The sequence below is a fragment of the Prevotella dentalis DSM 3688 genome, assembly GCF_000242335.1.
Classification (GTDB): domain Bacteria; phylum Bacteroidota; class Bacteroidia; order Bacteroidales; family Bacteroidaceae; genus Prevotella; species Prevotella seregens.
Genome location: NC_019960.1, coordinates 735,504 through 761,522, shown reverse-complemented (window position 1 = coordinate 761,522; position 26,019 = coordinate 735,504). Strand labels below are relative to the sequence as shown.

At 57.4% G+C, this 26,019-nt stretch carries 18 protein-coding genes; 7 read left to right on the top strand and 11 right to left on the bottom strand.

The window, feature by feature from the left end; translation table 11 throughout:
* Positions 1-52 precede the first annotated feature (52 nt).
* Together PREDE_RS03080 and PREDE_RS03075 are read right to left on the bottom strand one after the other, a co-directional pair.
* Entirely contained in the window at positions 53-3,013 is a 2,961-nt protein-coding gene (locus tag PREDE_RS03080) for a PD-(D/E)XK nuclease family protein (RefSeq protein ID WP_005843423.1), read from the bottom strand.
* The gene (locus PREDE_RS03075; protein WP_005843425.1) at positions 3,010-6,342 is read right to left on the bottom strand and encodes a UvrD-helicase domain-containing protein; all 3,333 of its coding nucleotides are present in this window, start codon (positions 6,340-6,342) and stop codon (positions 3,010-3,012) included. The genes PREDE_RS03080 and PREDE_RS03075 overlap by 4 nt, the downstream gene beginning before the upstream one ends.
* Before the next feature lie 171 nt (positions 6,343-6,513).
* Between PREDE_RS03075 and ftsY the strand changes: the two genes are divergently transcribed.
* From ftsY to PREDE_RS03055, 4 genes are read left to right on the top strand one after another with little or no spacing between them, the layout of a single operon-like run.
* The gene (gene ftsY / locus PREDE_RS03070; RefSeq protein ID WP_005843428.1) at positions 6,514-7,461 is read left to right on the top strand and encodes a signal recognition particle-docking protein FtsY; all 948 of its coding nucleotides are present in this window, start codon (positions 6,514-6,516) and stop codon (positions 7,459-7,461) included.
* Positions 7,462-7,465: 4 nt separating this feature from the next.
* Complete coding sequence (gene rimO / locus PREDE_RS03065; protein WP_005843430.1) at positions 7,466-8,797, top strand: 30S ribosomal protein S12 methylthiotransferase RimO; 1,332 nt, start codon at positions 7,466-7,468, stop codon at positions 8,795-8,797.
* Positions 8,794-9,072 carry an HU family DNA-binding protein gene (locus PREDE_RS03060; RefSeq protein WP_005843432.1) on the top strand — a complete coding sequence of 93 codons (279 nt, stop codon included), beginning with the start codon at positions 8,794-8,796 and terminating at the stop codon, positions 9,070-9,072. Before rimO ends, PREDE_RS03060 begins: the two co-directional genes overlap by 4 nt.
* A gap of 14 nt (positions 9,073-9,086) precedes the next feature.
* Positions 9,087-10,649 carry an HU family DNA-binding protein gene (locus PREDE_RS03055; RefSeq protein WP_005843434.1) on the top strand — a complete coding sequence of 521 codons (1,563 nt, stop codon included), beginning with the start codon at positions 9,087-9,089 and terminating at the stop codon, positions 10,647-10,649.
* Between the two features lie 44 nt (positions 10,650-10,693).
* On the opposite strand, the gene prmA is transcribed toward PREDE_RS03055, so the two are convergent.
* Positions 10,694-11,554 (bottom strand): 50S ribosomal protein L11 methyltransferase, encoded by an 861-nt coding sequence (prmA, locus tag PREDE_RS03050; protein WP_005843436.1) that lies wholly within the window; start codon positions 11,552-11,554, stop codon positions 10,694-10,696.
* Positions 11,555-11,739: 185 nt separating this feature from the next.
* On the opposite strand from prmA, the gene PREDE_RS03045 reads away from it, so the two are divergent.
* Positions 11,740-12,708, top strand: coding sequence for a hypothetical protein (locus PREDE_RS03045; protein WP_015298421.1), 969 nt, complete (start codon positions 11,740-11,742; stop codon positions 12,706-12,708).
* A gap of 37 nt (positions 12,709-12,745) precedes the next feature.
* Positions 12,746-14,302, top strand: coding sequence for an OmpP1/FadL family transporter (locus PREDE_RS03040; RefSeq protein ID WP_005843441.1), 1,557 nt, complete (start codon positions 12,746-12,748; stop codon positions 14,300-14,302).
* Between the two features lie 102 nt (positions 14,303-14,404).
* Here PREDE_RS03040 and PREDE_RS03035 read toward each other — a convergent pair whose 3' ends face one another.
* From PREDE_RS03035 to dnaN, 5 genes are read right to left on the bottom strand one after another with little or no spacing between them, the layout of a single operon-like run.
* On the bottom strand, positions 14,405-16,081 hold the full coding sequence (locus PREDE_RS03035; RefSeq protein WP_005843442.1) for a trypsin-like peptidase domain-containing protein: 1,677 nt from the start codon (positions 16,079-16,081) through the stop codon (positions 14,405-14,407).
* Positions 16,082-16,091: 10 nt separating this feature from the next.
* Positions 16,092-17,783: a DNA repair protein RecN gene (recN, locus tag PREDE_RS03030; RefSeq protein WP_005843443.1), complete on the bottom strand. Its 1,692-nt coding sequence runs from the start codon at positions 17,781-17,783 to the stop codon at positions 16,092-16,094.
* A 6-nt stretch (positions 17,784-17,789) separates the two neighbouring features.
* On the bottom strand, positions 17,790-18,683 hold the full coding sequence (porD, locus tag PREDE_RS03025; RefSeq protein WP_015298419.1) for a type IX secretion system protein PorD: 894 nt from the start codon (positions 18,681-18,683) through the stop codon (positions 17,790-17,792).
* A gap of 21 nt (positions 18,684-18,704) precedes the next feature.
* Entirely contained in the window at positions 18,705-19,571 is an 867-nt protein-coding gene (locus PREDE_RS03020; RefSeq protein WP_005843446.1) for a 3'-5' exonuclease, read from the bottom strand.
* 8 nt (positions 19,572-19,579) lie between these two features.
* The gene (gene dnaN, locus PREDE_RS03015; RefSeq protein WP_005843448.1) at positions 19,580-20,707 is read right to left on the bottom strand and encodes a DNA polymerase III subunit beta; all 1,128 of its coding nucleotides are present in this window, start codon (positions 20,705-20,707) and stop codon (positions 19,580-19,582) included.
* Positions 20,708-20,911: 204 nt separating this feature from the next.
* Between dnaN and PREDE_RS03010 the strand changes: the two genes are divergently transcribed.
* Complete coding sequence (locus PREDE_RS03010) at positions 20,912-21,328, top strand: DUF3127 domain-containing protein (protein ID WP_390183293.1); 417 nt, start codon at positions 20,912-20,914, stop codon at positions 21,326-21,328.
* A gap of 277 nt (positions 21,329-21,605) precedes the next feature.
* Here the strand turns inward: PREDE_RS03010 and PREDE_RS03005 are convergent, their stop codons facing one another.
* The 3 genes from PREDE_RS03005 to PREDE_RS02995 are packed head-to-tail and all read right to left on the bottom strand — an operon-like array spanning position 21,606 to position 26,007.
* Positions 21,606-23,597 carry a fructose-bisphosphatase class III gene (locus PREDE_RS03005; protein ID WP_005843454.1) on the bottom strand — a complete coding sequence of 664 codons (1,992 nt, stop codon included), beginning with the start codon at positions 23,595-23,597 and terminating at the stop codon, positions 21,606-21,608.
* A gap of 48 nt (positions 23,598-23,645) precedes the next feature.
* Complete coding sequence (locus PREDE_RS03000) at positions 23,646-24,812, bottom strand: glycosyltransferase (protein WP_005843456.1); 1,167 nt, start codon at positions 24,810-24,812, stop codon at positions 23,646-23,648.
* 4 nt (positions 24,813-24,816) lie between these two features.
* A complete protein-coding gene (locus PREDE_RS02995) occupies positions 24,817-26,007 on the bottom strand; it encodes a glycosyltransferase (RefSeq protein ID WP_005843458.1) in 1,191 nt (396 codons plus the stop codon).
* Positions 26,008-26,019: the final 12 nt, after the last annotated feature.

The following is a 26,019-nucleotide window of genomic DNA, read 5'->3' as shown; positions in this document are numbered from 1 at the left end:
ACGGTTTCCACCTTATTACATATGTGCTCACCGGCTGGAGTCTCCGCCCGGATTACAGGCCACAGATGCTGTTGTAAGGGCAGTTGATGCAACGCTTTCCGTCTGCAGTGGGGTTGAAAGGAACGGCCGGGTTGAAGATTTCGGCCACGAGCGTGCGCAGGGCTGCCATAAATTCGTCGTACTTCGTGTCGATGTCGGTCACCGCTTCGCGCTTTCCTTTGGGCGGGGCCAAGGTCAGCGTGGGGTCGTAGTCCTCGGTGGCCGACTGCCGGATGAAGAAAAGAGCCGGAGCCACGGCCAGCCCCTCGGGATTCACCTGGGGTTGCACCTCGGTGCCGTGACGGATGATTCCGGCGTAGAGAAACGCCTGCAGATAATAAGTTGAATGCTTCGTGTCTACGTTCTTGGGATTGAATATCTCCTCTATATTGCCTGGGCGGGCGCTGAGAGGACTGCCCGTCTTGTAGTCCACCACGCGGATGACGCTCTGCCCTTGGCGCGTGATGCGGTCGAGCCGGTCTATCTGCCCGCCGATGTCGACGGTGTGGGACCGTCCGTTTACGGTGAATGTCAGTTTGTCATGGAAGCTCTGTTCCAATGCCAAGATGTCAAACGGGGCCAGCTGTCTGTCGAGTGCCAATAGCCGCTCCACATAGAGTCGGATCACTTTTTTATTGAGCCTTTGCAGTCCGTTGTACTGCATGCGCGGGCCCGCATCGTCGTTGTTGAGCAGCACATTGCGGAAAGCACGGTCGATGAGTGCGTCGAGTTGCGTCTTGTCTTTGAGCAGACGTGCGATGCCCTCGGCCGTGACTTGCTGCCGACAGTCGTGCGAAAGGTGGAGGTGCACAAGCTCGGCCGCCCGATGGAAGATGTTGCCAAAGGTTACGTTGTCTATCTCATCTTCCTTGTTGGCCGCGTCCTCACGCAGCCGGCACACCGAACTATAGTAGAACTGTAAGGGGCAGCGCAGGTATCGGCTGATGGCCGATGGCGAGAGGTTGGGGATGCCCAAGAGCCGCTCCTGCACCTCGTTGGTCTTCTCAATGGGCCGTCTCTGAATGAGCGTGGCCTGCTGCCCGGAGAGCAATGTGCCGTAGCGGATGCGGTGACGCTGGTGGTTTTCCACCATGAGCTGCAGCATGAACCGGCTCATTTCGCCCTTGTGTCCATCGTCCGTGGAGTTGTTGTAGGCCAGTGTAATGTCTCCGGCACGCTGAAGCAAGGCGTAGAAGTAATAGGCATAGATGGAAACCTTGTTCTCCACGGTGGTGAGCTCGTAACCGGCGCGGAGCGAGTGGGGGATGAAGGAAGCATCGTTGACGCTTTTGGGCAGGTTGCCCTCGTTGCATGAGAGCAGCAGCACATGGTCGAAGTCGAGGTTGCGCGTTTCGAGCACGCCCATCACTTGAATGCCCAGCAACGGCTCGCCGTGAAAGGGAATGGTGGTGGACTGCACCACCTGGCTCATGAGCCGTTGCAGGATGGAGAGGCTCACCAGCTGCCGGCCGCTCTTGGGATCCACACCGGCTGCCGCGGGAGCGGTGTCGGCTGCAACGGGAATCATGATGCTGTCGAGACGGTTGACGAGTGTGTACATGCGGAAAATGGCCTCGTGCATCAGCGGATCGTCGGTGTCGCGCGAGTGAATACCCACCCGTTTCAGCAAGCCCGCCACCCAGCCCAGCAGGGGCAGACGGCCGTCGGTGGGCTGCAATGTGGTGAAGAGTTCGCCCAAGGCCTCGCCGTAGCTCTCGGTGAGCTGGCGGCGGCTGGGGAAGTGGAGGTTGTGGGCGGCAAGGTGCTGGAGCAATGCGGAGCAGTCGGCCGAAATGTATTTGGCATAGGGATGGCGCAGCACTTGGGCCACCTGCCGCAGTCGGTAGTTGTCCGAGTGGTCGGTATGGCCATGGAGCTGAAGATCGATGAGGGCATTGACCAGCGTACCCACCGGCGACGAAGCCAGCGGATAGCCCGTGGTGATGTTCACGTCTTTCACCTCATCGGGCAGACAGTGAACCACAGTCTCCAGCAGATTCTCGTTGCCCAGCACGATGACCGTGCGGCTACCGTCGGCAATGCGCCCGTTCTGACGGAGCCATTCAGCCACGTAGCGGGCCTGAATATTCTCCGTGGGCGCAGAGATATAAGCAATGTCTTTGGGCACGGACATGGCCGTATAGATCTCATCGTGCGATAGACCGGCCGAGATTCGTTGCGGCGAAAGCTCGTTGGGAAACTTGTCGAGGTTGGCCGCGATATGGCGGCCGGCCTCGTGGTTGTCCCGGACAAAGGCCTCATCGTAGTCCCAGTAGAACTCGGCGCGCCCCTCTTCCTTGAGCCGGCGGAAGAGCCGTTGCTCCACCTTTTGCAGCAGGTTGAAGCCCACAAAGATGTAGTGCCGGTAGTGGAAATCGATGTCGCGGCTCTGCACCACACGGCGGTAGAGCATGCCCTCGTAGGCCAGCCCGTCGGCCTCGAGGCTTTGGCGGTAGCGATGGTAGATGGTACCAAGGTGACGCCAGACGTCGTTGAAGCGTTGTTGCATCTCGGTGTCGTCCATCACCTTGCCGAAGAAGTCTTCGAGACTCTGCCGTTGGGCTTCGGTCAAGAACGAGAAATCCTTGAGCTCCTGCCAGGCTTCGAGATTGATAAAGAGCTTGTCGGCATCGGCCATGTTCTTGTCGAGGTCGTCGAAGTCGGCCAGCAGCAGCTGGCCCCATGAGTAAAAATGGTCGAGCGACTCGCAGGAATCGGTGACCTCGCAGAACACATTGTAGAGACGAAAGACGAGCTGGATGGGGTCGGGCACCTGAAGCTCGGAGTGGCGGCGGAAGAAATCGCTGATGGCGATATAGGCCGGACTCCACAGGGGCTTGCCCACTTCGTCGCAGAGTGCCTGGTTGAAAAAGAGCGAGGCACGCTTGTTCGGGAAGACGACGGCCACGTCGTTCAGACCCTCGGGGTGCTTGGCCAGCATGTCGCGGGCTACATATTGGAGAAAGGAGTTCATGCCGGATCGATGTTGGATGGTGGGAAAAGGTTGGCCTCGGACACGGGTACCACGCGGTTGGGACGGATATACCAAAGGCAGCCGCTCACCCGCGGGTAGCCCATGTCGCGCAACAACTGCATGTAGCGGCGCACTTGGGCGTGGTGGGCATCACGTTCGGCTCCGGTCTTGAAGTCGATGACGATGAGCTGCCGCCCGTCGTAGATGACGCGGTCCGGGCGTTGCTCTCTGACCTGCCCCGAGGCGGGGTCTATGGAGAGGATGGTGCACTCGTTGAGAACCTGCCAGTGAGGCGCAAACCATGCCGCCACCTGTGGCGACTGCAACCGGGCGTCGATGATGCGATGAAGCTCTTCGCGGCTCATGGTCTGGCCGTAAAGCACGCCGTCGAACTCCAGCCGGTCAATGGCGCGGGGCACGTCGTCGATGTTGCGGATGGAGGCAAAGAGACTGTGAAGAACGTTTCCTGTCTGGATGTATTCACGTCGTTGCTCCTGCGTTTGCAGCTCGTCGTCGGGGGTGATGAAGTCCTGACTGCCACTGCTCTGGCAGAAAGATGCCTTGACATCATAGTTGCGGATGTGCATGGCAATGCCCTCCTCGGTCTGGCTGAAAACGTTGAGCGTCTCGCGTTTCTGCCGCTCCACCGAGGGGCAGAGCGTGCCCAGGCGAAAGGTGGTGATGCCGTCGGCATCCTCTTCGACCGTATGGTCGGGCAGCATGCCGCCGAATCCTCCTCCGATGACCTGCCCGATGAGGGCCGAAGGATACTGGGCATCGTCCTTGCGCCCAATGACAAAGAGGTTGCGTTCGGCCCTGGTGAAGGCCACGTAGAGCACGTTCAGGTTGTCGGTGAGGTTTTTCAGGTGTTCGCTCTGATACTCCGCGGCATAGATGGAAGCCTGGAGCCGGCCGGCCGACAGGTTGACGGGCACCACGGGCAGGTCGTTGTAGGGAGCTGTCGCGGGCGACACCCACAGAACGTCGGTGCTCTTCTCTATCTCCCAGTCGCAGTAGGGGATGATGACATGGTCGAACTCAAGCCCCTTGCTTTTGTGTACGGTGAGCAGCCGAATGCCGTCCACATCGTCGCAGTGGATGGACTTGGACGAGATGACGCTTTCCCATTCTTCGACAAATTCCTCGATGCCGGCGATGCGGTTCTGCACGAAAGCCGAGAGCTGATCGAAGAAAGCGCACATGTAGGCACTCTGGCCCGTGAGCCGGTGAAGGCCGAATATGCGGTAGAGCTGTTCGGCCAAGTCGATGAGTGGGGTGGTAAGCAGTTCGGTCCAGCGGTCGAGCAACTCAGCGGGGAGCAGGGCACGAAGGTCGTCGCGGCCGACAAAGAGATGGGTATCGGTGGCTTCTGCCTCGCCGTTGCATATCTTGCGGTAGGTCTTGACCAGTGCTGCCGTGGCAAGACGGTCGTCGGGATGGCCCAGCAAGTGCATGGCCCTGACCACGGTGCATACGGCCAGCGACGCGTCCAGTCGGAAGGCCTCGTCGGAGACCATGCTGGCCATCGTCTCCTCTCCACGGACAGAAAGCGGATTCTGCTGGAAGTGGTTGGCCAGGAGTTGGATGTGCTTGTTCTTGCGCACAAGGATGGCAATGCGGCGCGAGGGGATGCCGAAGGAGAGCAGATGTTCCAGCGTGCGCTTCACCTCGAGCACCATGTTCTCCTCATAATCGGCCTTGGGCAGCAGCCGGATGGTAACCGAACCGGCCACGTTCCCAGGCTCCTGCTGATGGCCGGGCGACACTTGCTGTGCCACATCGGCGTAGGCCCGGCGAATGTCCTCGGCCTCCTGGAGTAGGGATGTGGCCGCGCCGTGCTGCTCGAGACCGGCCAAAGCCTCGTCGGCAGTGGCCTGGGCGGCAGCCTGGAAAAAGGCATTGTTGAACCGAATGATGTTGCGTTTGGAGCGGTAGTTGGTGCCGAGCGTCCGGATGCGGATGCGGGAGTCGCGCTCGGGCGACAGCTGTTGGAGCAGCCGCCAGTCGCCGTTGCGCCAGCGGTAGATGCTCTGCTTGACGTCGCCCACGATGAGCGAGCCGTTGTTGTGGGCCAGACAGTCGTCGAGCAACACCTTGAAGTTGGCCCATTGAATGGTGCTTGTGTCCTGAAACTCGTCGATCATGATGTAGCGCAGGTGGCTGCCCGTGCGTTCATAGATGAATGGCGAGTCCTGGTGGTCGATGAGATCGGAGAGCAGTTTCTGCGTGTTGCTCAGCGGATAGTTGTTGTTTTCGGTGTTGATGCGGCTCACCTCTTCCTCGATGCGCCCCAGCAACCGCAGCTCGTTGAGGTTTTTCAGCGTCAGGTCTACGGAGTTCACCACAATGCTCTGCCGCTTGCGCTCCTCCTCGGCCCGGGCCAGCAACGGCCCCACCTGGCCGACGATGATTTGCGCCTCGGGCGTTCCGGCGTCGGCTTTCCTGACCAGCTCGGTGTGGTCGAGGATGCCCTTGGCCACATAGGAGTTGGGTATCTTGTCGTCGACAAACTGTCCCTTGGCCAGCTTGGCAAAGTAGCCGGGAGCGTTTCTGCCTCCCTGGTAGAAGTTGCTGTCGCACAGTCCGTGGCGGTTCACGATGTCCTGGTATTCCGAGGCAAGGCCGGCCATGGTCTTGACGGCCGTCGCTTTCAGAGCGTGGAGACGGCTGGTGTAGGCCTTGAAAAAGTCGGGCTCGCCCATGATGCGCCTCAGTTCGCGTTGGTGGGTCTTGTAGAAGTCCTTGAAAATGTTGCGGCCGAACTCCTTGATGCGGCCGATGACATTCCAGTTTTTCTCCTCGCTCATCTTCTCTGTCACGAAGTCCATAATCCAGGAAAGCAGGGGGTCGGAGTCGAGCTGGATGTTCTCGATGATGTGGTCTACTGCCTGGCTCTCCGTCTCCTGGTCGTTGAGCCCTATCTGGAGATTGGCCGTGAGCCCGAGTTCGCGGGCCAGATGTCGCAGGATGCTCTGGAAGAAGCTGTCGATGGTCTCTACCCTGAAGTGGTTGTAGTGGTGTATGATGAGCTGCATGGCCTCGTCGGCCCGCCGCCGGATGGCCTCGTCGGTCATGCGCGGAAAGGCTGCGCGCATCTGCTCCATGTAGTCTTCTGAGTCGGGCAGGGCGTTGGCAATGCCGTAGAGCTGGCCCAAAATGCGGGTCTTCATCTCTTCCGTGGCCTTGTTGGTAAAGGTAACGGCCAGAATATAACGGTAGTTTTGCGGCTCCCGGACGAGCAGCTTGATGTATTCCACGGCCAGAGTGAAAGTCTTTCCGCTGCCGGCACTGGCCTTGTAGACGGTGAGTGGAGCCTGGGTCTCTGTCATGTTGGAAGATTGATGTGCAAGACAAAGTTAGGCGTTTTCGGTGGAATGGCCAAGCAAAGAACGGTCAAAAAGCATGGAACGGAGACATATTTTTGCCATCTTTTTGGGGATATGATGGATGTTTTCGGCTTTTTTGAGTACATTTGCATACTGATTAGCTAATATGTCACCATGGGATTATTTGGATTATTCAACAGAAAGAAAAAGGAGACGCTCGACCAGGGACTGGAGAAAACCAAGCAGAACGTATTTACGAAACTCACCCGGGCCATCGCCGGCAAGTCGGAAGTGGACGACGAGGTGCTGGACAATCTGGAAGAAGTGCTCATTACTTCGGACGTGGGCGTGGACACCACGCTCAAGATCATCAAGCGCATCGAGGAGCGTGTGGCGCGTGACAAGTATGTCTCGACCGCGGAGCTGAACCAGATTCTCAAGGAAGAGATAGCCCTGCTGCTCACCGAAAACCACACGGCCGACGGCGACAGCTGGGAGCTTCCGACCGACCACAAGCCCTACGTGATACTGGTAGTGGGCGTGAACGGCGTGGGCAAGACCACCACAATAGGCAAGCTGGCCTACCAGTTCAAGCAGGCGGGCAAGAAAGTCTACCTGGGCGCGGCCGACACATTCCGGGCAGCAGCCGTGGAGCAAATCGCCATCTGGGGCGAGCGCGTGGGCGTGCCCGTCATCAAGCAGCAGATGGGAGCCGACCCTGCCAGCGTGGCTTTCGACACACTGCAGAGCGCCAAGGCCAACGGTGCCGACGTGGTTATCATCGACACCGCCGGCCGACTGCACAACAAAGTGGGCCTGATGAACGAACTGAAGAAGATTAAGGACGTGATGAAGAAAGTCATCCCGACGGCCCCCGACGAGGTGATGCTGGTGCTCGACGGCAGTACGGGGCAGAACGCTTTCGAGCAGGCCAAGCAGTTTGCTGCCGTCACACAGATCACGTCGCTGGCCATTACCAAACTCGACGGCACGGCCAAGGGAGGCGTAGTAATCGGTATTTCCGACCAGTTGAAGGTGCCGGTGAAGTATATCGGACTGGGAGAAAAGATGGAGGATCTCCAGCTGTTCAACCGCAAGGAGTTCGTGGACTCCCTGTTCTAAAACCATGAAGAAGAACCAAATAGACATTATAACCATGGGCTGCTCCAAGAATTTGGTGGATTCGGAGCGGCTGATGCGCCTGTTTGAAGAGGCCGGCTATCATTGTGTGCACGATGCCAAGCGGCCGCAGGGAGAGATAGCCGTCATCAATACCTGCGGCTTTATCGAGAGTGCCAAGGAAGAAAGTATCAACACCATACTGGAATTTGTAGAGGCCAAGAACGAGGGGCGGCTTGGCCAGCTCTTTGTGATGGGCTGCCTTTCGCAGCGTTATCAGGACGAGTTGGAGAAGTCGATTCCCGAGGTAGACAAGTTTTACGGCAAGTTCAATTTCAAGCAGCTGTTGCAGGATTTGGGCCCCGCACGGCGCACAGCAGAGGAAATGCAGACATTCACGGCCAGCCGCAAGCGGGCCGGAATGGGCCGCACGCTCACCACGCCGCGCCATTATGCCTATGTGAAGATAGCCGAGGGCTGCGACCGCCACTGTGCCTATTGCGCCATTCCGCTGATTACGGGCAGGCATGTCTCGCGCAAAATGGAGGATGTGCTGCTGGAAGTGGAGCAGCTTGCAGCCGAGGGAGTGAAAGAGTTTCAGATTATCGAACAGGAACTAACCTACTATGGTGTAGACCTTTATGGGAAGCCACGCATCGCGGAACTGGTGAGTCGGATGGCCGACATCAAGGGCGTGAAGTGGATTCGGCTGCACTATGCCTACCCCAATCAGTTCCCGCTGGAGCTGCTCGACGTGATGCGCGACAAGCCCAACGTGTGCAAATATCTGGACATTGCCCTGCAACACATTTCCGACCACATGCTCGAGCGGATGCACCGCCACGTGGGCAAGGCCGAGACACTGGCGTTGCTGGAGAAGATTCGCGCCGCCGTGCCCGGCATTACACTGCGCACAACGCTCATGGTGGGCTTTCCCGGCGAGACGGAAGAGGACTTCCGCGAGCTGGTCGACTTCGTCCGCGAGGCACGGTTTGAGCGGATGGGGGCCTTTGCCTACTCGGAAGAGGAGGGCACTTATTCGGCGAAGCATTACGCAGACGACGTTCCCGAAGCGGTGAAGAGCCGGCGGCTGGACGAGCTGATGGCCATGCAGCAAGAGATCAGCGCAGAGATAGAGGCGGCGAAAGTGGGGCAGACTTTCCGCGTGGTCATAGACCGCAAGGAGGGCGACTACTACATCGGCCGCACGGAGGCGTGCTCGCCGGAGGTGGATCCCGAGGTGCTCATCCCGGCAGAGAAGCGCAGACTGCGCATCGGCAGCTTCTACGATGTAAAGATAACAGACAGTGACGAATTCGACTTATACGGTGAAACATGAACAACAAGGAATTTATCGCAGCGTTGGCCCAGCAAAGTGGCCACACCCAGGCCGACACACAGAAGATGGTGAACAGCCTGCTGGAGGAGATAGGAAGTCGGTTTGAGGCCGGCGACAGCCTGCAAGTGACGGGCTTCGGCACCTTTGAGGTGAAGAAACGACTGGAGCGCATCATTGTGAATCCGGGCACGCAGCAGCGCATGCTGGTGCCGCCCAAGCTGGTACTGGGCTTCAAACCGGTGGCCTCGGTCAAGGACGAGTTGAGAAACAGCTAAGCAAAGCACGACACATGAGCAAGATAGGAAACAAGGAAATAGCCCGCATACTGGTGGCCAAGTACGGACTGGACAAGACGGCCGCCGAGCAATTCGTGGCCCGCATGTTCGAGGTCATCAACGAGGGGCTGCACGATGACAAGCAGGTGAAAGTGAAAGGGCTGGGCACGTTCAAGGTGACGAGCGTGGCCCCGCGCAAGAGTGTGGACGTGAACTCCGGTGAGCCCATCGTCATTGAGGGGCGCGACAAGATCAGCTTTGTGGCCGATGCTGCACTGCGCGACCAGGTGAACCGTCCTTTCGCCCAGTTCGAGACCGTGGCACTGAACGATGGGGTGGACTTCGAGGAGATAGACCGGAGGTTCGAGGACAGCATGACCGAACAGCCCGAACAGGCCGAAGATGAGAATGTTGAGGAGCAACAGCCCGCGGAGCAGCCCGTGGAGACCGCCGAACCGACCCAGATAGAGACACGCTTTGCCGAGCCGACGGAGGAAGACGAGCCCGCGGAGGAAGAACCTGCACCTGAGGCCGGGGCCGAGACGCCGGCAGAGACGGCACCCCTCAGCCTGTCCACCGATATGCTGGCTATCCTGAACGGAGAGGAGCGTAGGGTGGCGAGCCCCCGGCCGGTGGTGGCGGTGGAGCAAGAAGAACGGGTTCGTCTCTCGCCCATGCAGCTGGCTTTCCTCAACGGGCAACGGGCGGAGCAGCCCCCCGTAAGGGAGCAGACGAAGGCCGAACCCGCTGCCGAGGCATCGCCGACACCCGTAGAGACTCCTGCGCCGGCGGCCGAAAATGAGGAAGAACGGGCGGAAATGGCCCGCATGAGAGAGGAGACTTGGGGGTTCCAAGCCCAGATGGAACAGCAGCATCGCAAAGTCGTCCGGCAGCTCAAGGCAGCGGCGTTCTTGCTGCTGGTATGCGTGGGCGGGCTGGCCTACATGGGCTATCTGCTCATCGATCGCGAATACCGACTCAAGTATTTGGAGGATTCGATAGTCACAGTAAGCGAGCCCTCGGCCAGCCCCCAAAAGGATTCCGTTGCTGTTCAGCCGGAGCAAGCCGTTGCCGCCACGCCGGAAACGGCCGAGAATAACGGTGAAATCGCGTCGCCAATACGGCCTGAACGCGAGGCGAAAACGGTGGAACCGCAACGCGAAGAACGGCAAACCACACCCGTGGCAAAGCCCGAACCCAAGGCGAAGCCCGTGGCAAAGTCCGCCGAAGAGCCTAAGCCCAAGGAGGTTGCCAAGCCTAAAGCCCCAGAAATCAAGCCCAAAGCTCCAGAGGCCAAGCCTAAAGTCGCAGAAACCAAGCCCCAGACTGCACCCGCCGCACAAGCCGAGGCCCTGCCGGCAATCAAGACAGACGCAAGGGTGCGCACCGGGGCCTACGACATTGTGGGCATAGAGCGCACGGTGACCGTGCGTGCCGGCCAGACGCTGACCAGCATCAGCAAGTCCAGTCTCGGGCCCGGCATGGAGTGTTATGTCGAGGCGGTGAACGGCGGCAGGACGGAGTTCAAGGCCGGCGAAAGCATCAAGATACCCCGATTGAAACTGAAAAAGCGATAAGGCCCACGGCCTTATCGCTTTTTTCATTGCTTGTTACTGACCATTTATTTGGCCAGCCGCAGACAGCACCAGCGGTCCTCGGTTTGCCGGCCTTGCTCGCGGAAGCCCGATTTTTCGGCTTCGGCCAGCAGCAACGGCGCATCCTCTTCGTAGAATCCACTGATGATAAGCGTGCCGTCGGCCGTCAGCATTTCGGCAAAGGCCGGCATGTCGTGCAGCAGAATGTTGCGGTTGATGTTAGCCATCACCAGCTCGAACAGGCCCGATACGTGGGACAACACCTGGGCATCGCCGTGCAGAACGGTGAGGTTTTCCACATGGTTCTCCTGCGCATTGTGCTTGGCGTTCTCCACGCTCCACTCGTCAATGTCGTAGGCCACGACCTCGCGGGCGCCCAGTTTGGCCGCCACGAGCCCAAGCACTCCCGTTCCGCATCCGCAGTCCAGCACGCGCTTGCCTTGCAACGGCGAGTTCAGCAGCGAGGCAATCATGAGTCGCGTGGTCTGGTGGGTGCCGGTTCCAAAGGCCTGCCGGGCGCGGATGGAGACACCGACGGCCTGGGCGGGTATCGCGGGGGCCGGCTGGCGGGCATCGTAAATGAGCACCCGGCCGCCGATGTCGATGGGGGAAAAGCCCTCCTGTTCCCACTGCTCGTTCCAGTCCTTGTCCTCGGTGGGGTGGAGGGTATAGCTCACGGTGGCGGCGTCCAAGAGCAGTTCGGCCAGATTGCGGTCGAGCATTTCGCGGTCAAAGAGCTGTTCCTGAACATATCCCTTGAGGCCGTCGGGGGTCTCTTCAAACGATTCAAAGCCGGCTTCGCCAGCTGCATCGGCCACCAAGTCGCAGGCCACCTGCAAAAGCTCCGGGGAACAGGCTATTTTAAATTCTGCTACAATGTATTTCATGACATGTATTTATGATGCTGCAAAATTACTTAAAATAGGGAAAAACCTACCATTATTTAGGGTTTTTCCGTACTTTTGCAGGTAGTTATGCTCTATTTTTGTATCGTCAACAAGAGCGTTTGGTTCTTTCTTGAAAGGCCGATGCCGGTTGCAAATGAAAAGGAGAACGATTAAAATAGAAGAAGATGAAAAAGTTGTTATTTCTTTTAGCTGTTGCGGGGGCCATGCCCTTGCAGATGCAGGCTCAGGACGACGACCTTTATTTTACCCCGGATAAGGCCGCGAAGGCTGTCAAGAGCCATATTGCCGACGATGCCCCCGCTTACTATCGGGGCAGCCGTCGCAGTATAGACGAGTACAACCGTGCCGGCCGATTCCGCAGTTATTATCAGAAGATAGGCTCCGACTCGCTGGGGAACGACATCATCACGTTCCAGGCGGGACGGGGCGTCTATCCCGATTCTTCGTACATTGACACGGCCTACGTGTATCCGGGCAGCGCCCGTTTCGACGATGACGAGGACTATGCCTACACCCGACGGATGAGCTTCTGGGACGATTACTACGGCCCCTGGTATGCCGGATTCGGCTATGGACCGTGGCGTTACGGCTGGTACGGCGGCTGGTACTCCCCGTGGCGCTATGGCTACGCGGGCTGGTATGACCCTTGGTATTATGGCTGGTACAATCCTTGGTACTACGGCTACGCCGGTTGGTACGGCCCCTATTACGGCGGTTGGTACGGCTGGGGCTACTGGGGATGGCCTCGCGGCGGCTATGCGGTGGTGCCCGGAGGCAACCCGCGTGGGTTCACGGGCAACCGCAACTGGACCTTTGGCGGCCGCAATGCAGGTGCCGGCTCCGGCCGTTTCGGCCGCTCGGCGGGCATCAACGGCAACGGCCCCACCAGCAGCTATACCTCGCGTAGCAGCCGCAACCGCTCGTTTGGTGGCCGGATGCCAAGCCGGCAGATGCCCACTTACAACGATCAGGGCAGCTTTGGCCGCAGCACGCGCTCCATGTCGTCTCCCAGTTTCGGTGGCGGCAACATGGGCGGAGGGAGCTTCGGTGGCGCCCGTTCGTCGGGCGGCGGCTTCGGCGGTGGCCATTCCTCTGGCGGTGGCGGCGGTCATTTCGGTGGCGGCCGGCGTTAATTCAATACAAAATGTCATGTTAAAATAAAACGAACTTATGAAAACTCAATATGTTTTGATGGTAGCACTGGCACTCATGGCAGTGCCCATGGCTGCCCAGGAGACTTATCAGGATACCAAACTGGTGGATAACGACCTGAATGGTACGGCCCGTTATGTGGGCATGGGAGGGGCCATGGAGGCACTGGGGGCCGACATTTCGACTATCAGCACCAACCCGGCGGGCGTCGGTCTGTTCCGTTCCAGCCAGGTTAGCCTGTCCGGAGGCTTGGTGACCCAGCAGGGAGAGAAGACCTCGAACGTCTCTTACGGCAACATTAACATCGGTATCAAAGGCAACAAGACGAACGCCAGTTTCGACCAGATAGGGTTGGTCTATTCCATGCGCTCGGGCGAAAGAGGCTACCTGAACTTTGCTTTCAACTATCACAAGAGCCGCAACTTCGACCAGATTCTCACGGCCGGAAGCAGCTTGAGCAATGCCTCGCAGAATAAACTGTCGGCCGTGAAATATCCTTATGCCAACAAACTCAACTGGAACGGCGTGGATGCCAACTACGCCGAGCTGATGACACCCATCCTCGATGCCAACGGAAAGCAGACGGGCATGGACTATCTGAATGGCACGGCCTACGCATTCGGCCAGTATCAAAAGGGATATATCGGCGAGTACAGCTTCAACCTGAGCGGCAATATCAAGGACAGGGTGTTCCTTGGAGTGACCTTTGGACTGCACGATGTGAACTACCGCAGCAACAGTTACTATACGGAGAATCTGGAGAAAGGCGCAACTTCGGAGTCGTGGGAGGACTTGCGCATCGACGGCAGCGGCTTTGACGTGAAGGCGGGAGTTATTTTCCGCCCGATTGATGGCTCGCCATTCCGCATCGGCGCCTATGTAAACACACCGACGTGGTACGACCTAAGCCTCGACGGCGCCAACGACATCACCATGACTGATGCCGCCGGACACGTCGATAAAGGGAAGCATGCCAACTACGACTTCAAGGTGTTCACACCATGGAAGTTCGGCGCCAGCCTGGGCCACACCATCGGTAAGGATCTGGCTCTGGGCCTTACTTATGAGTATGCCGACTATGGAAGCATAGACAATCGCATCAACGACGGGGGCTATTATGACTATTGGGATGGCAGCTACTACGAGAATACGTACAGCGACAACGGCATGAACGACCACACGTCGGCCACGCTCAAGGGCGTGAGCACCATCAAGGCGGGACTCGAGTACAAGCCCGTCGACAACTTTGCCATCCGTCTGGGCTACAATTATCTGAGCCCGATGTTCAACAAGGACGGCTATCGCGACGGCAGTATCTCGTCTCCCGGTTCGGCCTATGCCACCTCTACCGACTATACCAACTGGAAAAGCACCAATCGGATAACCTGCGGTTTCGGCTACAGCATGAAGAAATTCTTCGTGGATTTGGCTTATCAGTACACGCAGACCAACGGCGATTTCTATCCTTTCATGAGCTATTTTGCCAACAATGCGGCCGACAGCAATATCGCAAGCGCCGTAAAAGTGAGCAACAAGCGCCATCAACTTCTGCTCACAATGGGTTACAAGTTCTAAAGGAATCATTGCTACGCGGCATAAACAAGAAAAGGACGCGCCCCAGTCGGGGCGCGTCCTTTTCTTGTTTGGGCTTCCTCTTGCAGAGGCTACGCCTATACCTTATTTATTATACTTGCTGATGAGACCGTCTGCACGGGAATCTCCCAGTTCCTTGGCTTTCTGAAGGGAGAGCAGTCCGGCCTCCTTCTGCTTGCTCTCACACTGTGCAATGCCCATAATGATATAGAGGTCGGGGTAGTCTTGGGTAATCTGCAGCCCCAGATTACAGGTCTTGATGGCATCGGCGGGCTGGTTGATGCGCAGCTGCAGACTGGCCATCTCGGCATAATAGGTGGGTTCCGTGCGGTTCAGCACAATGGCGTGGGCTATGTCGTTCAGGGCGATCTGGTACTGGTGAAGCTTCATTTCGCACCTGTACTTCGTGTAATAGAAGTCGTGCGTGCCGCGATAATTGATGAGTGAATCGTAGGCAAGATAGTCCACAAAGGCCTTGCGGTATTCGCCCGTAGCGTCGTAGGCGCGGGCACGGGCCAGCACATACGGAGCCGATGCCGGCCCTTTCTGCACGTTGACCGCCGAATCCAGCAGAGCCATGGTCTCTGCCAAGGGTGCCTTGAGCTGTATCTTGCACTGGGCAGCCTCATAGAACACTTCGCCATAGTTCCCCAATGCGGTCTTCTGCAACTCCATGAACTGCTCGTAAGCCTCCTGATATTTCTCTTGGGAAAAGAGGATTTGAGCCTGCAAATGCTTGTAGACGGGCAGGGGGGTCAGGCTGTACGCCTGTTGGGCCAGCTCCAGTGCCTTGGCCAGCGACCACTTGGTGTAGGTGGAATCAACGCCCGTGAGCAAGGCATGGTACACTGCCTTGGCATAGTCCATGTAGGCTTGGTCTTTCTTCTCCGCCCGTTTCACCTCCAGTCCATAGGTGGCATCTGCCAGGTCGAGCTTGCCCTGGCGCAGGTATTGGTTAGCGCGGGTGTTGTAGCCTTCGGTCGAAGTGGGAAACTTCTGAATGAACTCGTCGATGTAAGCCGCAACCTTGGCGCTGTCAGTCTGCTGTGCAGCAATCATGAGGGTGAGTGTGGCTTGTTGCTCATCGTCGGGCAAGGCGGTGCGTATGCCCGTTGCCCGCATGGTGCGGTCGTTGAGCGTCAGGCCGTTTATCTCGAAAGTGGTGGTGAGACGAGCGTCTGAAGAGAAAGCCTGTCCGCCGTTTTCAGGCCGCTGCATGATGCCCAACAACCGACCTGCATCGTCGACAATGGGGCACCCCAAGGCGGTGGAGCTGATGTCTACATCGTTGAAAACATAGTAGTTGTTACTGGTCATGAACTTCTCAATGCGCTGTGGAGTCAGTCTCGTGACGGTCGGTTTCTTAGGACTGTAATCCACCAAATAGACCGATGCCGGGGCCTCGTCGCTGGTGGTTATAGGCAGACTCTTGAGTGCCTTGCCCTGCACACGGAAGCGGCACACGTCGTACAGCTCGGACACGCCCAGCATGGCTTCCACCTCGTGTTGCCTGCCTTGCATGTCGATTACCACGGCCCTTTGCGCGCCATCAAAGGGATGCCACATGGCGATGGCCTCGTTGTCTTTCCCCGTAAACACGCCATGGGTGGAGCTGTGAATGGTGCCGTCGGCATTGAAAGTGGTCAATGTGAAGACGCTTTGAGCGGCTTGTTTCACTGCGGCCGGCTGGCTCCATGCACCGGAAGGAGCCAAGCAAACGGTTGCAATCAACAAGGAATATATCTTGAATCTTCTCATCATATTGGAATCTTTACTTCGTGTTTGTTGAGTCGGCATCCGAAGCGGCACTGGCCAGGAGCGTGCGGGCATTCTCCATAGCAGCCTCGGTGATACTGCTGCCGCTGAGCATTTGTGCCAGTTCGGCAATGCGCTCGTCGAGCGTCAGCATTTGCATGTGGCTCACGGTGCCCTGTGCTGTCTCTTCCTTGCTCACCTTATAGTGGGTGGTTCCCACGGCCGCGATTTGAGGAAGATGGGTAATGGAGATCACCTGCCGGTTGCTGTCGCCCATCTCACGCATGATTTGCGCCATCTTTTCAGCCACTCGTCCACTGACGCCCGTATCAATTTCGTCGAAGATAATGGTGGGCAACCTCACGGCTTTACTAATCATAGCCTTGAGCGAAAGCATGACCCGCGCAATCTCTCCACCCGAAGCAACCTGGGCGACGGGCTGGAGCGGGGTGCTGCTGTTGGCGCTAAACAAGAACGAAACTTTGTCTATTCCCGACGGCGAGCACTCCTTGACGGCGAGCCCTATGGAGAATCTGACGTTGGGAATACCCAGTGGAGCCAGTCGCTGTTGCATCTCGGCTTCTACCTTGGCAGCCGCTTTCTTGCGCACGTCGCTTAGTTCACGTGCCCGTTCCATGCACGCATTGTAGGCTTGGTCTACGGCTGCCTTGAGTTCCTGCAACCGTTCTTCACCGCCGTCAATGTTCTCCAATTCGCCATGAATGCGGTCGCGTTGCGCAATGAGATCCTCAACACTGTCCACGTGATACTTCTGTTCCAACCCGTAAATCAAGTCCAGACGGTTGTTGAGCACCTGCAGTTGCTGCGGGTCGAAGTCGACATTCTCGTTCTGTAAGTCGATTCCACGCGCCAAGTCCTTGAGCTCGATATAGGCCGATTCCAGCCGCTCGGCCGTGTCTTTGACTTCGGGAAACACCTCCTTGATGTCGTTCATGCGTCCGGCGCTCAGCTTCACCAGCTCCAATGCGCCGGCCGATTCGCCAGAGAGATTCTGCTGAGCATCGAAGAGCGCGCTCTTGATGTCCTCAACATGGCTTAGTGTTTGTGCCTGCTGTTCCAGTTCAGACTGCTCGCCGGCCAGCAGTTGCGCCTTGTCAAGTTCGGCAAACTGAAACCGCAGAAACTCCTCATTCTCATGACTCCTTGCGTTGTCGGAAAGAAAGGCCTCGTATTCACGTTGCGCCTGACGGTAGTGTCGGTAGCTGTCTGCATAGGCCGCACACAACTTTCCATTGCCGGCAATGATGTCGACGACGTTGAGTTGGAAGTCCTCTTTTTGCAGCAACAGGTTCTGATGCTGGCTGTGAATGTCGACCAACTGCTCGCCCAAGTCGCGCATTACATTCAGCGACACTGGTGTATCGTTGATGAAAGCACGGCTCTTGCCGTTGGCATTCACCTCACGGCGGATGATACAATCGGTGGGTTCATAGTCTATATTGTTCTCGATGAAGAACTCTTCCATGTTGTATCGCGCCAGATTGAAGTGAGCTTCAACCACGCATTTGCTGCATCCCGCCTTGATTTGCTTGGTGTCTGCCCGCTGTCCGAGCAACAGGTGTATGGCTCCAAGGATGATGCTTTTGCCGGCGCCCGTCTCGCCTGTAATCACGGAAAAGCCGGGGCAGAAAGCGATGTTCAGTTCGTCGATGAGCGTAAAGTTCTTGACGTAGAGTTGCTTTAACATAAAGATTTATTGCTTGATTTTCTCCCAAGAGTTGTTTTGGGAGGCATTGATAGAGAAGAGAATGTCGTAGACAGCCTCTTTCTCTTTCTGCGTGCCCTTGCCTTTGTAGATGTTGGCCAGCTCGTCCCGCTTGTAGTCTGTCCAGATTTGAGGAAGCATGCTCGACGGTTTGTTCTCATGGCTTTTCTTCAATCCGTTCTCGAGGGCGGCGGTCACCTCCGTGCGTCCGCGCTCAGCATTGTTGGCCATTTCGTCCAATCCCTTGCGGTAATAGTCGTATTGCAGTTGCCGGAACGGCTGCATGGCCCCGTCCAGATAGTCATTAATGATGGCGAAACGGTTGCGGTCGCTGTCGAACGACTTCCACCCCGTGAACTCAAGGTTCTGTGCATTGTTGGCCAAATTCATGCAACGCTGCAGCACATCCTCGCCTCCCATGGGGGCGAAGCTGTCCAGATTGAGGCCAATAAAGAGGTAAGCGTAATAGGCAAAGAGGGCCGTGAGCTGGTTGTCCACCGTTTCTTCGTTCCACTCAAGCTGGTCGAACTGGGCAAAGCGGAAGTTGAAGTCGTTGTCCGTATTGCTGTACAGCGTTGTGGTATAGGCGGAATTGTAGACAGGACGGTTGGCCTGAATGAGCGCCTTGCAGGTGAAAAGGCCTGTGGTTTGGTCGTATTTTGTAACGGTGATATTGAAGCTACAGGAGATGCGTTCCACCTTTTGGAATTGCAGATGCGTCCACTGACGGTCGTTGACAAAGGTCTGCAACGTCTGCTGCAGGTTGTCGAAGACCGACGCATCTGTACCCTGAATCTGATTGTGGTTCACCGTAATCTTGGCATCAAGCTCCTGAGCCGTGGCGGGTAGAGCCGCAAGGAGACCGATGCAGAGGGTGGCCAAGAGAGATTTGCAGTTCACGTTTTATTTCACATTCATGTTCAGCTTTGCCTCGCGCAGGCGGATGCGGGTAAGCACCTGCTTGGTGTTGAGCGTGAATTCCGACGACAATATCCAGCTGAAATAGCCCGGATCGCGGTGGAGCACATCGGTGACCACCCACCCCTTGTACTTGCCGAAGTTGAACACTTCCTGCCGACGGGGCTTGCCCTGGGCGTCGAGCAGCGGGTTTCCCTGGCTGTCTTTCATGTCTTGCCAGATGATACGTCCGGCGAAATCCACGTTGTCGTTGTTCCTTGAGAACTCGGCCAGCGTGTCCATGTCGTTGGGCAGGGCCCGGTCGGGCTCCTCGGCCGTCTCGGGATTGTACATGTCGAGTTCGCCCATGAGCACCTGATAGGTGGCCTCTGTGTCCTCGTTGGCCTGATGGGCACGGAAGTCTTCTTCCATCTTGCGCCCAGTGTAGAACTTGTAGGCCGCGGCCAGCGTGCGCTGTTCCATCTTGTGAAAGATGGTTTGCGCGTCAATGAGCCGGCAGCGGCTGAAGTCGAAGTCGATGCCCGCCCGCAGGAATTCCTCGGCCAGCATGGGTATGTCGAACCGATTGGAGTTGAATCCGGCGAAGTCGCAGCCGCCCAGTTCTTCGGCCAGATTCGCGGCCACCTGCTTGAAAGTGGGCGCATCTTTCACGCTGTCGTCGGTGATGCCCGTCAGGTCCTGCACAAACTGCGGGATGGGTTTCCCGGGATTGATGAAGAGATTCCTGCGCGCTTCATCACCGTCGGGCATCACTTTGATGTACGACAGCTGGATGATTCGGTCGTTGACCAAATCCAATCCCGTTGTCTCCAGGTCGAAGACAATCAGCGGTTTGGTAAGATTGAGCTTCATTCCGCCCCTCAATCGTTAAGCAGCAACGGCATGATGAGCATCAGCACATCCTCGTTCTTCTCCGACTGCGTGACGGGCAACACGATGCCGGCACGGCTTGGGTCGCCCAGCTGCACCTTGATTTCTTCGGTGTCGATGGAGTTGAGAATCTCGGTGAGGAAGTCGCCTCGGAAGCCGATTTGCAGGGGCTGGCCGTTGTATTCGCATACCAAAGTCTCCTTGGCGCTGGTGGCAAAGTCGAGGTCTTCGGACGAAACCTCCAGCTTGCCGGCCTCCAGACGGAAGCGCACCAGCTGACTGCTCATGCTGGCAAAGGGCAGGATGCGGCGGATGGCACTCAGCAGAGCCTTGCGGTCGATGGTGAGTTCGTTGGGGTTGTCCTTGGGAATGGCTGCATTGTAGTTGGGAAATACGCCCTCGATGAGGCGGCAACGGAGCAGCCCTTCGGCAAAGCGAATCTCGGCGGCGCGGCCGTTGAACTTCACCACCACGTCGCCACTTTCCTTGCCGAGCCCGTTCTTCAGCAGGTTGGCGGGCTTCTTGGGCAGGATGAAAGAGGCGGGCGTTTCGCTCTTGATGTCATAGTTGCGGCAGCGCACCAGCTTGTGCCCGTCGCTGGCTACAAAGGCCAGACAGTCGGCCGTGAGGTCGAAATAGATACCGTTCATCACGGGTCGAATCTCGTTATTATCGGTGGCAAAGAGCGTGCGGTTGATGTTTTCGCAGAGCACGCCGGCATCCATCGTGATGACGTGAACGTCGTCTGTGAGCGGCTCGCTCTGCGGATACTCCTGCGCGTTCTGGGCCGTGAAGTGGTACAGACCGTTCAGATAGCCCACGGTCACCTCGTAGGTGTCCAGGTTCACCTCGAACGTGAGCGGCTGTTCGGGCAGCTCTTTCACGGCGTCGAGGATGGTACGGTTGGGGATAGCAAAGTCGCCCTCGGCGTCAAATTCGTCAAGAGGCATCGAGGTCTGCATCACGTTCTCGCTGTCCGAGGCCGTGATGGTAATCTGCCCATTGTGAATCTGGAACAGAAAACTCTCGAGTATCGGCAGTGAATTCTTGCTGTTAATCACTTTGGCCAAGGTCTGCAGCCTGCTGCTAAGCGCTGTGCTGGATAAAGTAAATCTCATGAAGGTATGTCTTATAAATGTTTTCGTCTAATCCATGACAAAGATAATAATAAAAAAGGAGAAAAGAAACGCCGGCCCGTATATTTTTCTTCTTTTTTGTTTTTTAAGGTGGAAAAGTTTGCTCTTTCCCAATAAAATTCTTAATTTCGCACGTAATATGTAATTGATAACACTAATATATATCAAACAATGGCATTACAAGGAATAGAAGTCGAGGGGGTAATCATCAAGGAGTATCCGGCCAAGGAAGGCACTTCTGCGCGTACAGGCAACGCCTGGAAGTCTCAGGAGTTTGTGATTCAGACCAAGGACCAGTACCCACGGGCCTGTCTTTTCAGAGTGTTCGGCGCAGACAAGCTGGCCCAATTCAACATCCATCAGGGCGACACAGTCCATGTTTGGCTGGACATCAACGCCCGCGCCTGGCAGGACAGATACTTCAACGACATCAGCGCTTTCCGCGTGGATCACGTTGATCCCAATGCCGTGGGCGGCGAAGCACCGATGGCAACTCCGGCCAGCCAGATTTCGTCGGCTCCCGCAGCCGCAGCTCCCGCAACGCCGGCAGCCGATGCACTGGGCACCGCCAACGGTGACGCCACCGACGACCTGCCTTTCTAAATCCCCATAAAAGACATGAAAAACCGGCCCTTGGAGCAGTGCTCCAAGGGCCGGTTTGCTGTTATTGGGGTGTGACAAGCCTACGGTGTCTCTGCCAAGCGGCCGGAATGGCTGTGCGGCCACGGCGTAAAGGCGTGGCGAACAAGCCGTAATCGCACGGCCGTTCCAGCGTAATCGCAATGCCAAAAAGGCGTAATCGCGCAGCCAAAAAGGAGCAATGAAAACGCCTCCGGGGCGTGCAGGCTGCGGGCCGGCTCGGCGGAGGCGCGCCCGACGGCTATTTGCGGCCGTCGTTTTCGTTGATGTAACCGTGGCGATAGGCAAAGAGCAACTCCTCCAAGTCCTCGATTTGGGCGTTGAGTTCGTGGCCCTTGTCGGTGTCGGCCACCAGCATGCGGTGGGACGACATCTCGACAATCTGCGTGGTCGACTTGATGTCGGTGCCCCGCTGGATGGCGTCTTCGGTGCTTGTGAAAGGCTCGTGCTGCACCAGTTGGAAGCCTCGACTGTGGTACACGAGCGTGTATCCGGCAATGCCCGTCTCCTTGTGATAGGCCTGTGAGAAGCCGCCATCAATGACCATCAGCTTGCCGTTGGCCTTGATGGGGTTCTCTCCCTTGCCGACCTTTACGGGCACATGGCCGTTGATGATGTGGCGGTTGGCGCCGGTTACGTGGAACGCATCCATGATGTAGTCGCACACATCCTCGTTGTCTCTGAACAAGAAGTAGTTGCCTTTCTTCTCTTCATGTGTTTCTTTTTCCTTGATAAAGTAGCGTTCAAAGGTGGCCATCTTCGACTTGTCGAAGAGCGGACTGTCGGGCCCGCACCACAGATAGAGGAAGTAATCCGTGGCATAATCCTTTTCAACAGGGTTGGAATCCGACTGAAAAGCCGTGCGGATGAGCTGCCCGATGTCGGTCATCAGCTCCAGTCCGCTGCTCCTGTGGCCGGGCAAAGTCTCGACGGCTTTCAACTTTCCCTGGCCGTCAAGGGGCACGGAAGCGTGGAAAAGCAGGTTGTCGTTGTAGATGCCGTACATGCAGCCGTGGGCCAGCATCAGGCGGATGTGCTTGTACAGTTTCTCGCTCACGGTAAAGCTGTGGTGCAGTTTGCTGATGAGGTCGTGCTCCTCCGGCGTCAGCACGTCGGGGTGTTGCGGGTCTATCGTGGGGAATTGGCAGCTTGAAAGCTTGTACTCCTTGCCCTCGAGGCGGATAGTTCCCTTCTCATAGTCGATGAAATCGAGCAGCCGCCGGTCCTGCATGTTCCAGTTGGGGTGCTTGGCGTAGAGCTGCGCCTCGAGCTTAAACTCCATGACGGCTATGGCCTTGTGCATCTTGGCCGTGAGCCGCAAGGTCTTCTCGTCGATGTGATCGGCCCCGCCCGACAGCTTGGGCACGAACTCCGCACAGGGGTCGTCGGCGTAAACGTCCATGGCAAAGGTGGCCAGCGGCACCAGGTTGATGCCGTAGCCCTCTTCGAGAGTAGTGAGATTGGCATAGCGCAGCGACAGTCGGATGACGCTGCAAATACAGGCCTCGTTGCCTGCTGCGGCCCCCATCCAAATGACGTCGTGGTTGCCCCACGTGATGTCCCAATGGTGATAGGTGGCAAGCATGTCCATGATTCGGTGGGCGCCGGGGCCGCGGTCGTAGATGTCGCCAAGCAGGTGAAGCCGGTCGATGGCCAGCCGTTGAATCACGTTGGAAATGGCAATAATGAAGTCGTCGGCCCGTCCGGTGGCGATGATCGTGTCGACAATGACGTTGATGTAGGCCGTCTTGTTGGTGTCTTCGGTGCGCTCGTGCAGCAGTTCCTGGATGATATAGGAGAAGTCGGCGGGCAGCGACTTGCGCACTTTGGAGCGTGTGTACTTGCTGGAAACGTCGCGGCAGACGGCCACAAGATGGTGCAACGTGATGTGATACCAGTCGTCTATGTCCTCTTCGGAGGCCTTGACGAGGCTCAATTTCTGCTCGGGATAGTAGATTAGGGTGCACAATTCGCGCTTTTCCGACTCGCGCAGGGTGGTGCCGAAGAGCTCGTTCACCTTGCGTTTGATATTGCCCGAGGCATTCTTCAGGATGTGCTGGAAGGCCTCGTACTCGCCGTGGATGTCGGCAAGGAAGTGTTCAGTAGCCTTGGGCAGGTTCAGAATGGCCTGAAGATTGATGATTTCGGTACTGGCTTCGGCTATCGTAGGGAAGGTGTTGGCAAGCAGTTGCAGATAGCGCATGTCCTTTTCAATGTCATAGTGTCTCTTCATACTATAGCTGATTATAAAGTGGTGAATCCCTGATGTATGCGTGCCGGTCTATTCGGGCCAGAGCTCTGTCTTGGTCATGGCCGCCTCCAGTCTGCGGGCCTCGGTGTCGTCGCGGGGTGGAAGGGGCATGAATCCTTCGGTGAGGCCCAGCATGCGGCCCATCACTGCCATCGTTCTCGCACAGAAATCCTCTATGCCAACGAGCTGGAAGAGTTCCTTGAGGCGGTCTTCATCTACGTCGTGATACCTCGTCAGCACATAGGCATCGACCAGATGCTGCAGTGGAGCCCGGCGGTGTTCCAGCTCGTATTTGAGGTTCAGCATGCCTATGCAGAGCCTGCGTTCTTCGGTTTCGCCCTCCTTGATGTTCTCGTTGAACTTGTTGCGCAACAGGATATTGCGCGACAGTATCTTCCCGTCGGGAAGGCTGCCCGAGGCGTAGATGGTGTTGCTGGCAAACCGTTCAACGTCTTCAATAACGAGGGTGGGGGCTGCAAATTGTATTCTTTCCAGTCCTTTTTTCAATGTTTCGTCTACGTGCTCATCGGCCGCATAGAGCCATATCATGCGCCAGTCTTCCCCTGCGAGTTCTGCCAATTCCTGCCTCACGGCGGCGCAAAGCGACGAGTCGCGCAGGGCATCGTCGTCGACACCCAGCTGCAGCAGGTGGGCGACGGCCTGCTTGGAGCGGTCGGTCAGGAGCAGCCGGGCATTGGTGTCCATGACCTTGCGGTAGAGCCTCTGTATCGCCAAGCAGAAGTCGTCGAACTGAAACAGACTTGTGAGCACAGGGTTCTTGATAAGGGCCACCCGCGGATTCCAGCCCAGCCGAACGAAAGTTTCGTATTCCAGCTTGCCGCACACATGCACGGCCGAGGCCAGCCGCACCATCCGTCTTTGCAGGGTCATGAGGCGAACCGTGCGGTGCTGTCTCATCATCCAGGGCTGAAGCCCGCCCAATGGGGTGTAGACCGTGGGGATATGGAGCTTGTGGGCCTTGGCCAGCAGCTTGGCGGCACCGGCATTCCAGCATCCGAAGACGTGCACCAGATGGAACTCGGCGAGTGGGGGCAGGGCCACCCGATGGCGCGGGGCGGCCAGCGTCACTTTGGCATTGGCCTCCAGGACCTGCGCCAGCTGGCTGACGAGCTCGTGGTGGATGCCCACTTCGTCGAACTCGGCAGGGATGTAAAGAAGATAGTTGAGTTGGGACATGAACTCACAGTTTATGGGTCGTGAAGTTGAGTTTGTCGGCCATACGGTGGCGGACGAGGTAGCCCAAATGGTGCCATATCAGGCTCGCCTCGAAAGGAACAATCTTCAGGAGGGGCACGTTCTCGCCCATGGCCTTGAGCGCGCGATGGGCAAAGCAAAGGCGCAGACCCAGTGTGGCCAGCAGGGCAACCCCGGCGGCGGCGAGTATCCACACGTTGCCCGTCAGGGTGGCAACGGCGATGGCCGTCAGTTGCAACAGATAGTTGAGGTGCAGGGCTGTCTGGTCGAGATTGAAAAGCAGACGGTGACGCCGGCTGCGCAGCAGGTATTTTCGGGTCTCTAAATAGTAGATGTGGCGGTTGGTCCAGGCTTTCGGCGTGGGTTCGTCGTCTATGAGGTAGGCCTCGCTGTCCAGCACGAGGGCCGTTGTGCCCTTGGTGGCAAACTTGTTGACGATGAAATCGTATTCGCCCCAGATAAGATTCAGGTTGCCCAGATAGCCGTTCCCGGCCATGAAGTCGCTCTTTCGGAAGGCCATGTTGGTCCCGTTGGTACGATAGGCCGTGCCTTTTTGCGCCTCGCGCATCAGGTAGTGGGCAGTGTAGGCATGGGAGAATCGCTTGAAGTCTGCCGTGCCTTCCTCATACTGGTTGTAGCCGATGACCAGCCGGTTGTCGCCGCAATGCTGCCCGATGTGTTTGAGCCATTGGTCGGATGCGGGGTGGCAACAGGCCTCGGTGAGCACGATCCACTCTGTGGTCGCAGCTTTCACGCCGAGCGTGACGGCCAGTTTCTTGCGGCTCATGTAGCGGGATGAGTCGGGAATATAGGTAATGTACAGGCTGGCGTAGCACGGCTGTTGCTCGTGTTGTGCCTGAATACGCTTCAGCAGATCCCGTGTTTTGGAGTCGTGCTGCTCCACAACGACGATGACTTGATAGCCGGAAGGGTAGTCCTGCTGGAGTAGGGCGGGGAGGTGGCGCGCCAGCCGGTCGGCCTCGTCGTGCGGGGTAAGGACGATGGACAGGGGAGGGAGCGGGTGGGGAGCGGTGTCGGCGGGCTCACGGGCGGCGTCTGTTGGCTGCACTTTCTTGCGGAATCTGAAGAAAGGGGAGAGCATAGAAGTGAGAACGCCCAGCACAAGAAGTGCCAGGCTCACAAGGAGGGTTGTTCCGTCTAATGGTAATATGTTCATGTCTTGATGATA

Bases quoted from the DNA above. Each gene is read 5' to 3' on its own strand.
- PREDE_RS03080 (WP_005843423.1), bottom strand. From the start codon at position 3,013: ATGAACTCCTTTCTCCAATATGTAGCCCGCGACATGCTGGCCAAGCAC.
- PREDE_RS03075 (WP_005843425.1), bottom strand. From the start codon at position 6,342: ATGACAGAGACCCAGGCTCCACTCACCGTCTACAAGGCCAGTGCCGGC.
- ftsY (WP_005843428.1), top strand. From the start codon at position 6,514: ATGGGATTATTTGGATTATTCAACAGAAAGAAAAAGGAGACGCTCGAC.
- rimO (WP_005843430.1), top strand. From the start codon at position 7,466: ATGAAGAAGAACCAAATAGACATTATAACCATGGGCTGCTCCAAGAAT.
- PREDE_RS03060 (WP_005843432.1), top strand. From the start codon at position 8,794: ATGAACAACAAGGAATTTATCGCAGCGTTGGCCCAGCAAAGTGGCCAC.
- PREDE_RS03055 (WP_005843434.1), top strand. From the start codon at position 9,087: ATGAGCAAGATAGGAAACAAGGAAATAGCCCGCATACTGGTGGCCAAG.
- prmA (WP_005843436.1), bottom strand. From the start codon at position 11,554: ATGAAATACATTGTAGCAGAATTTAAAATAGCCTGTTCCCCGGAGCTT.
- PREDE_RS03045 (WP_015298421.1), top strand. From the start codon at position 11,740: ATGAAAAAGTTGTTATTTCTTTTAGCTGTTGCGGGGGCCATGCCCTTG.
- PREDE_RS03040 (WP_005843441.1), top strand. From the start codon at position 12,746: ATGAAAACTCAATATGTTTTGATGGTAGCACTGGCACTCATGGCAGTG.
- PREDE_RS03035 (WP_005843442.1), bottom strand. From the start codon at position 16,081: ATGATGAGAAGATTCAAGATATATTCCTTGTTGATTGCAACCGTTTGC.
- recN (WP_005843443.1), bottom strand. From the start codon at position 17,783: ATGTTAAAGCAACTCTACGTCAAGAACTTTACGCTCATCGACGAACTG.
- PREDE_RS03020 (WP_005843446.1), bottom strand. From the start codon at position 19,571: ATGAAGCTCAATCTTACCAAACCGCTGATTGTCTTCGACCTGGAGACA.
- dnaN (WP_005843448.1), bottom strand. From the start codon at position 20,707: ATGAGATTTACTTTATCCAGCACAGCGCTTAGCAGCAGGCTGCAGACC.
- PREDE_RS03005 (WP_005843454.1), bottom strand. From the start codon at position 23,597: ATGAAGAGACACTATGACATTGAAAAGGACATGCGCTATCTGCAACTG.
- PREDE_RS03000 (WP_005843456.1), bottom strand. From the start codon at position 24,812: ATGTCCCAACTCAACTATCTTCTTTACATCCCTGCCGAGTTCGACGAA.
- PREDE_RS02995 (WP_005843458.1), bottom strand. From the start codon at position 26,007: ATGAACATATTACCATTAGACGGAACAACCCTCCTTGTGAGCCTGGCA.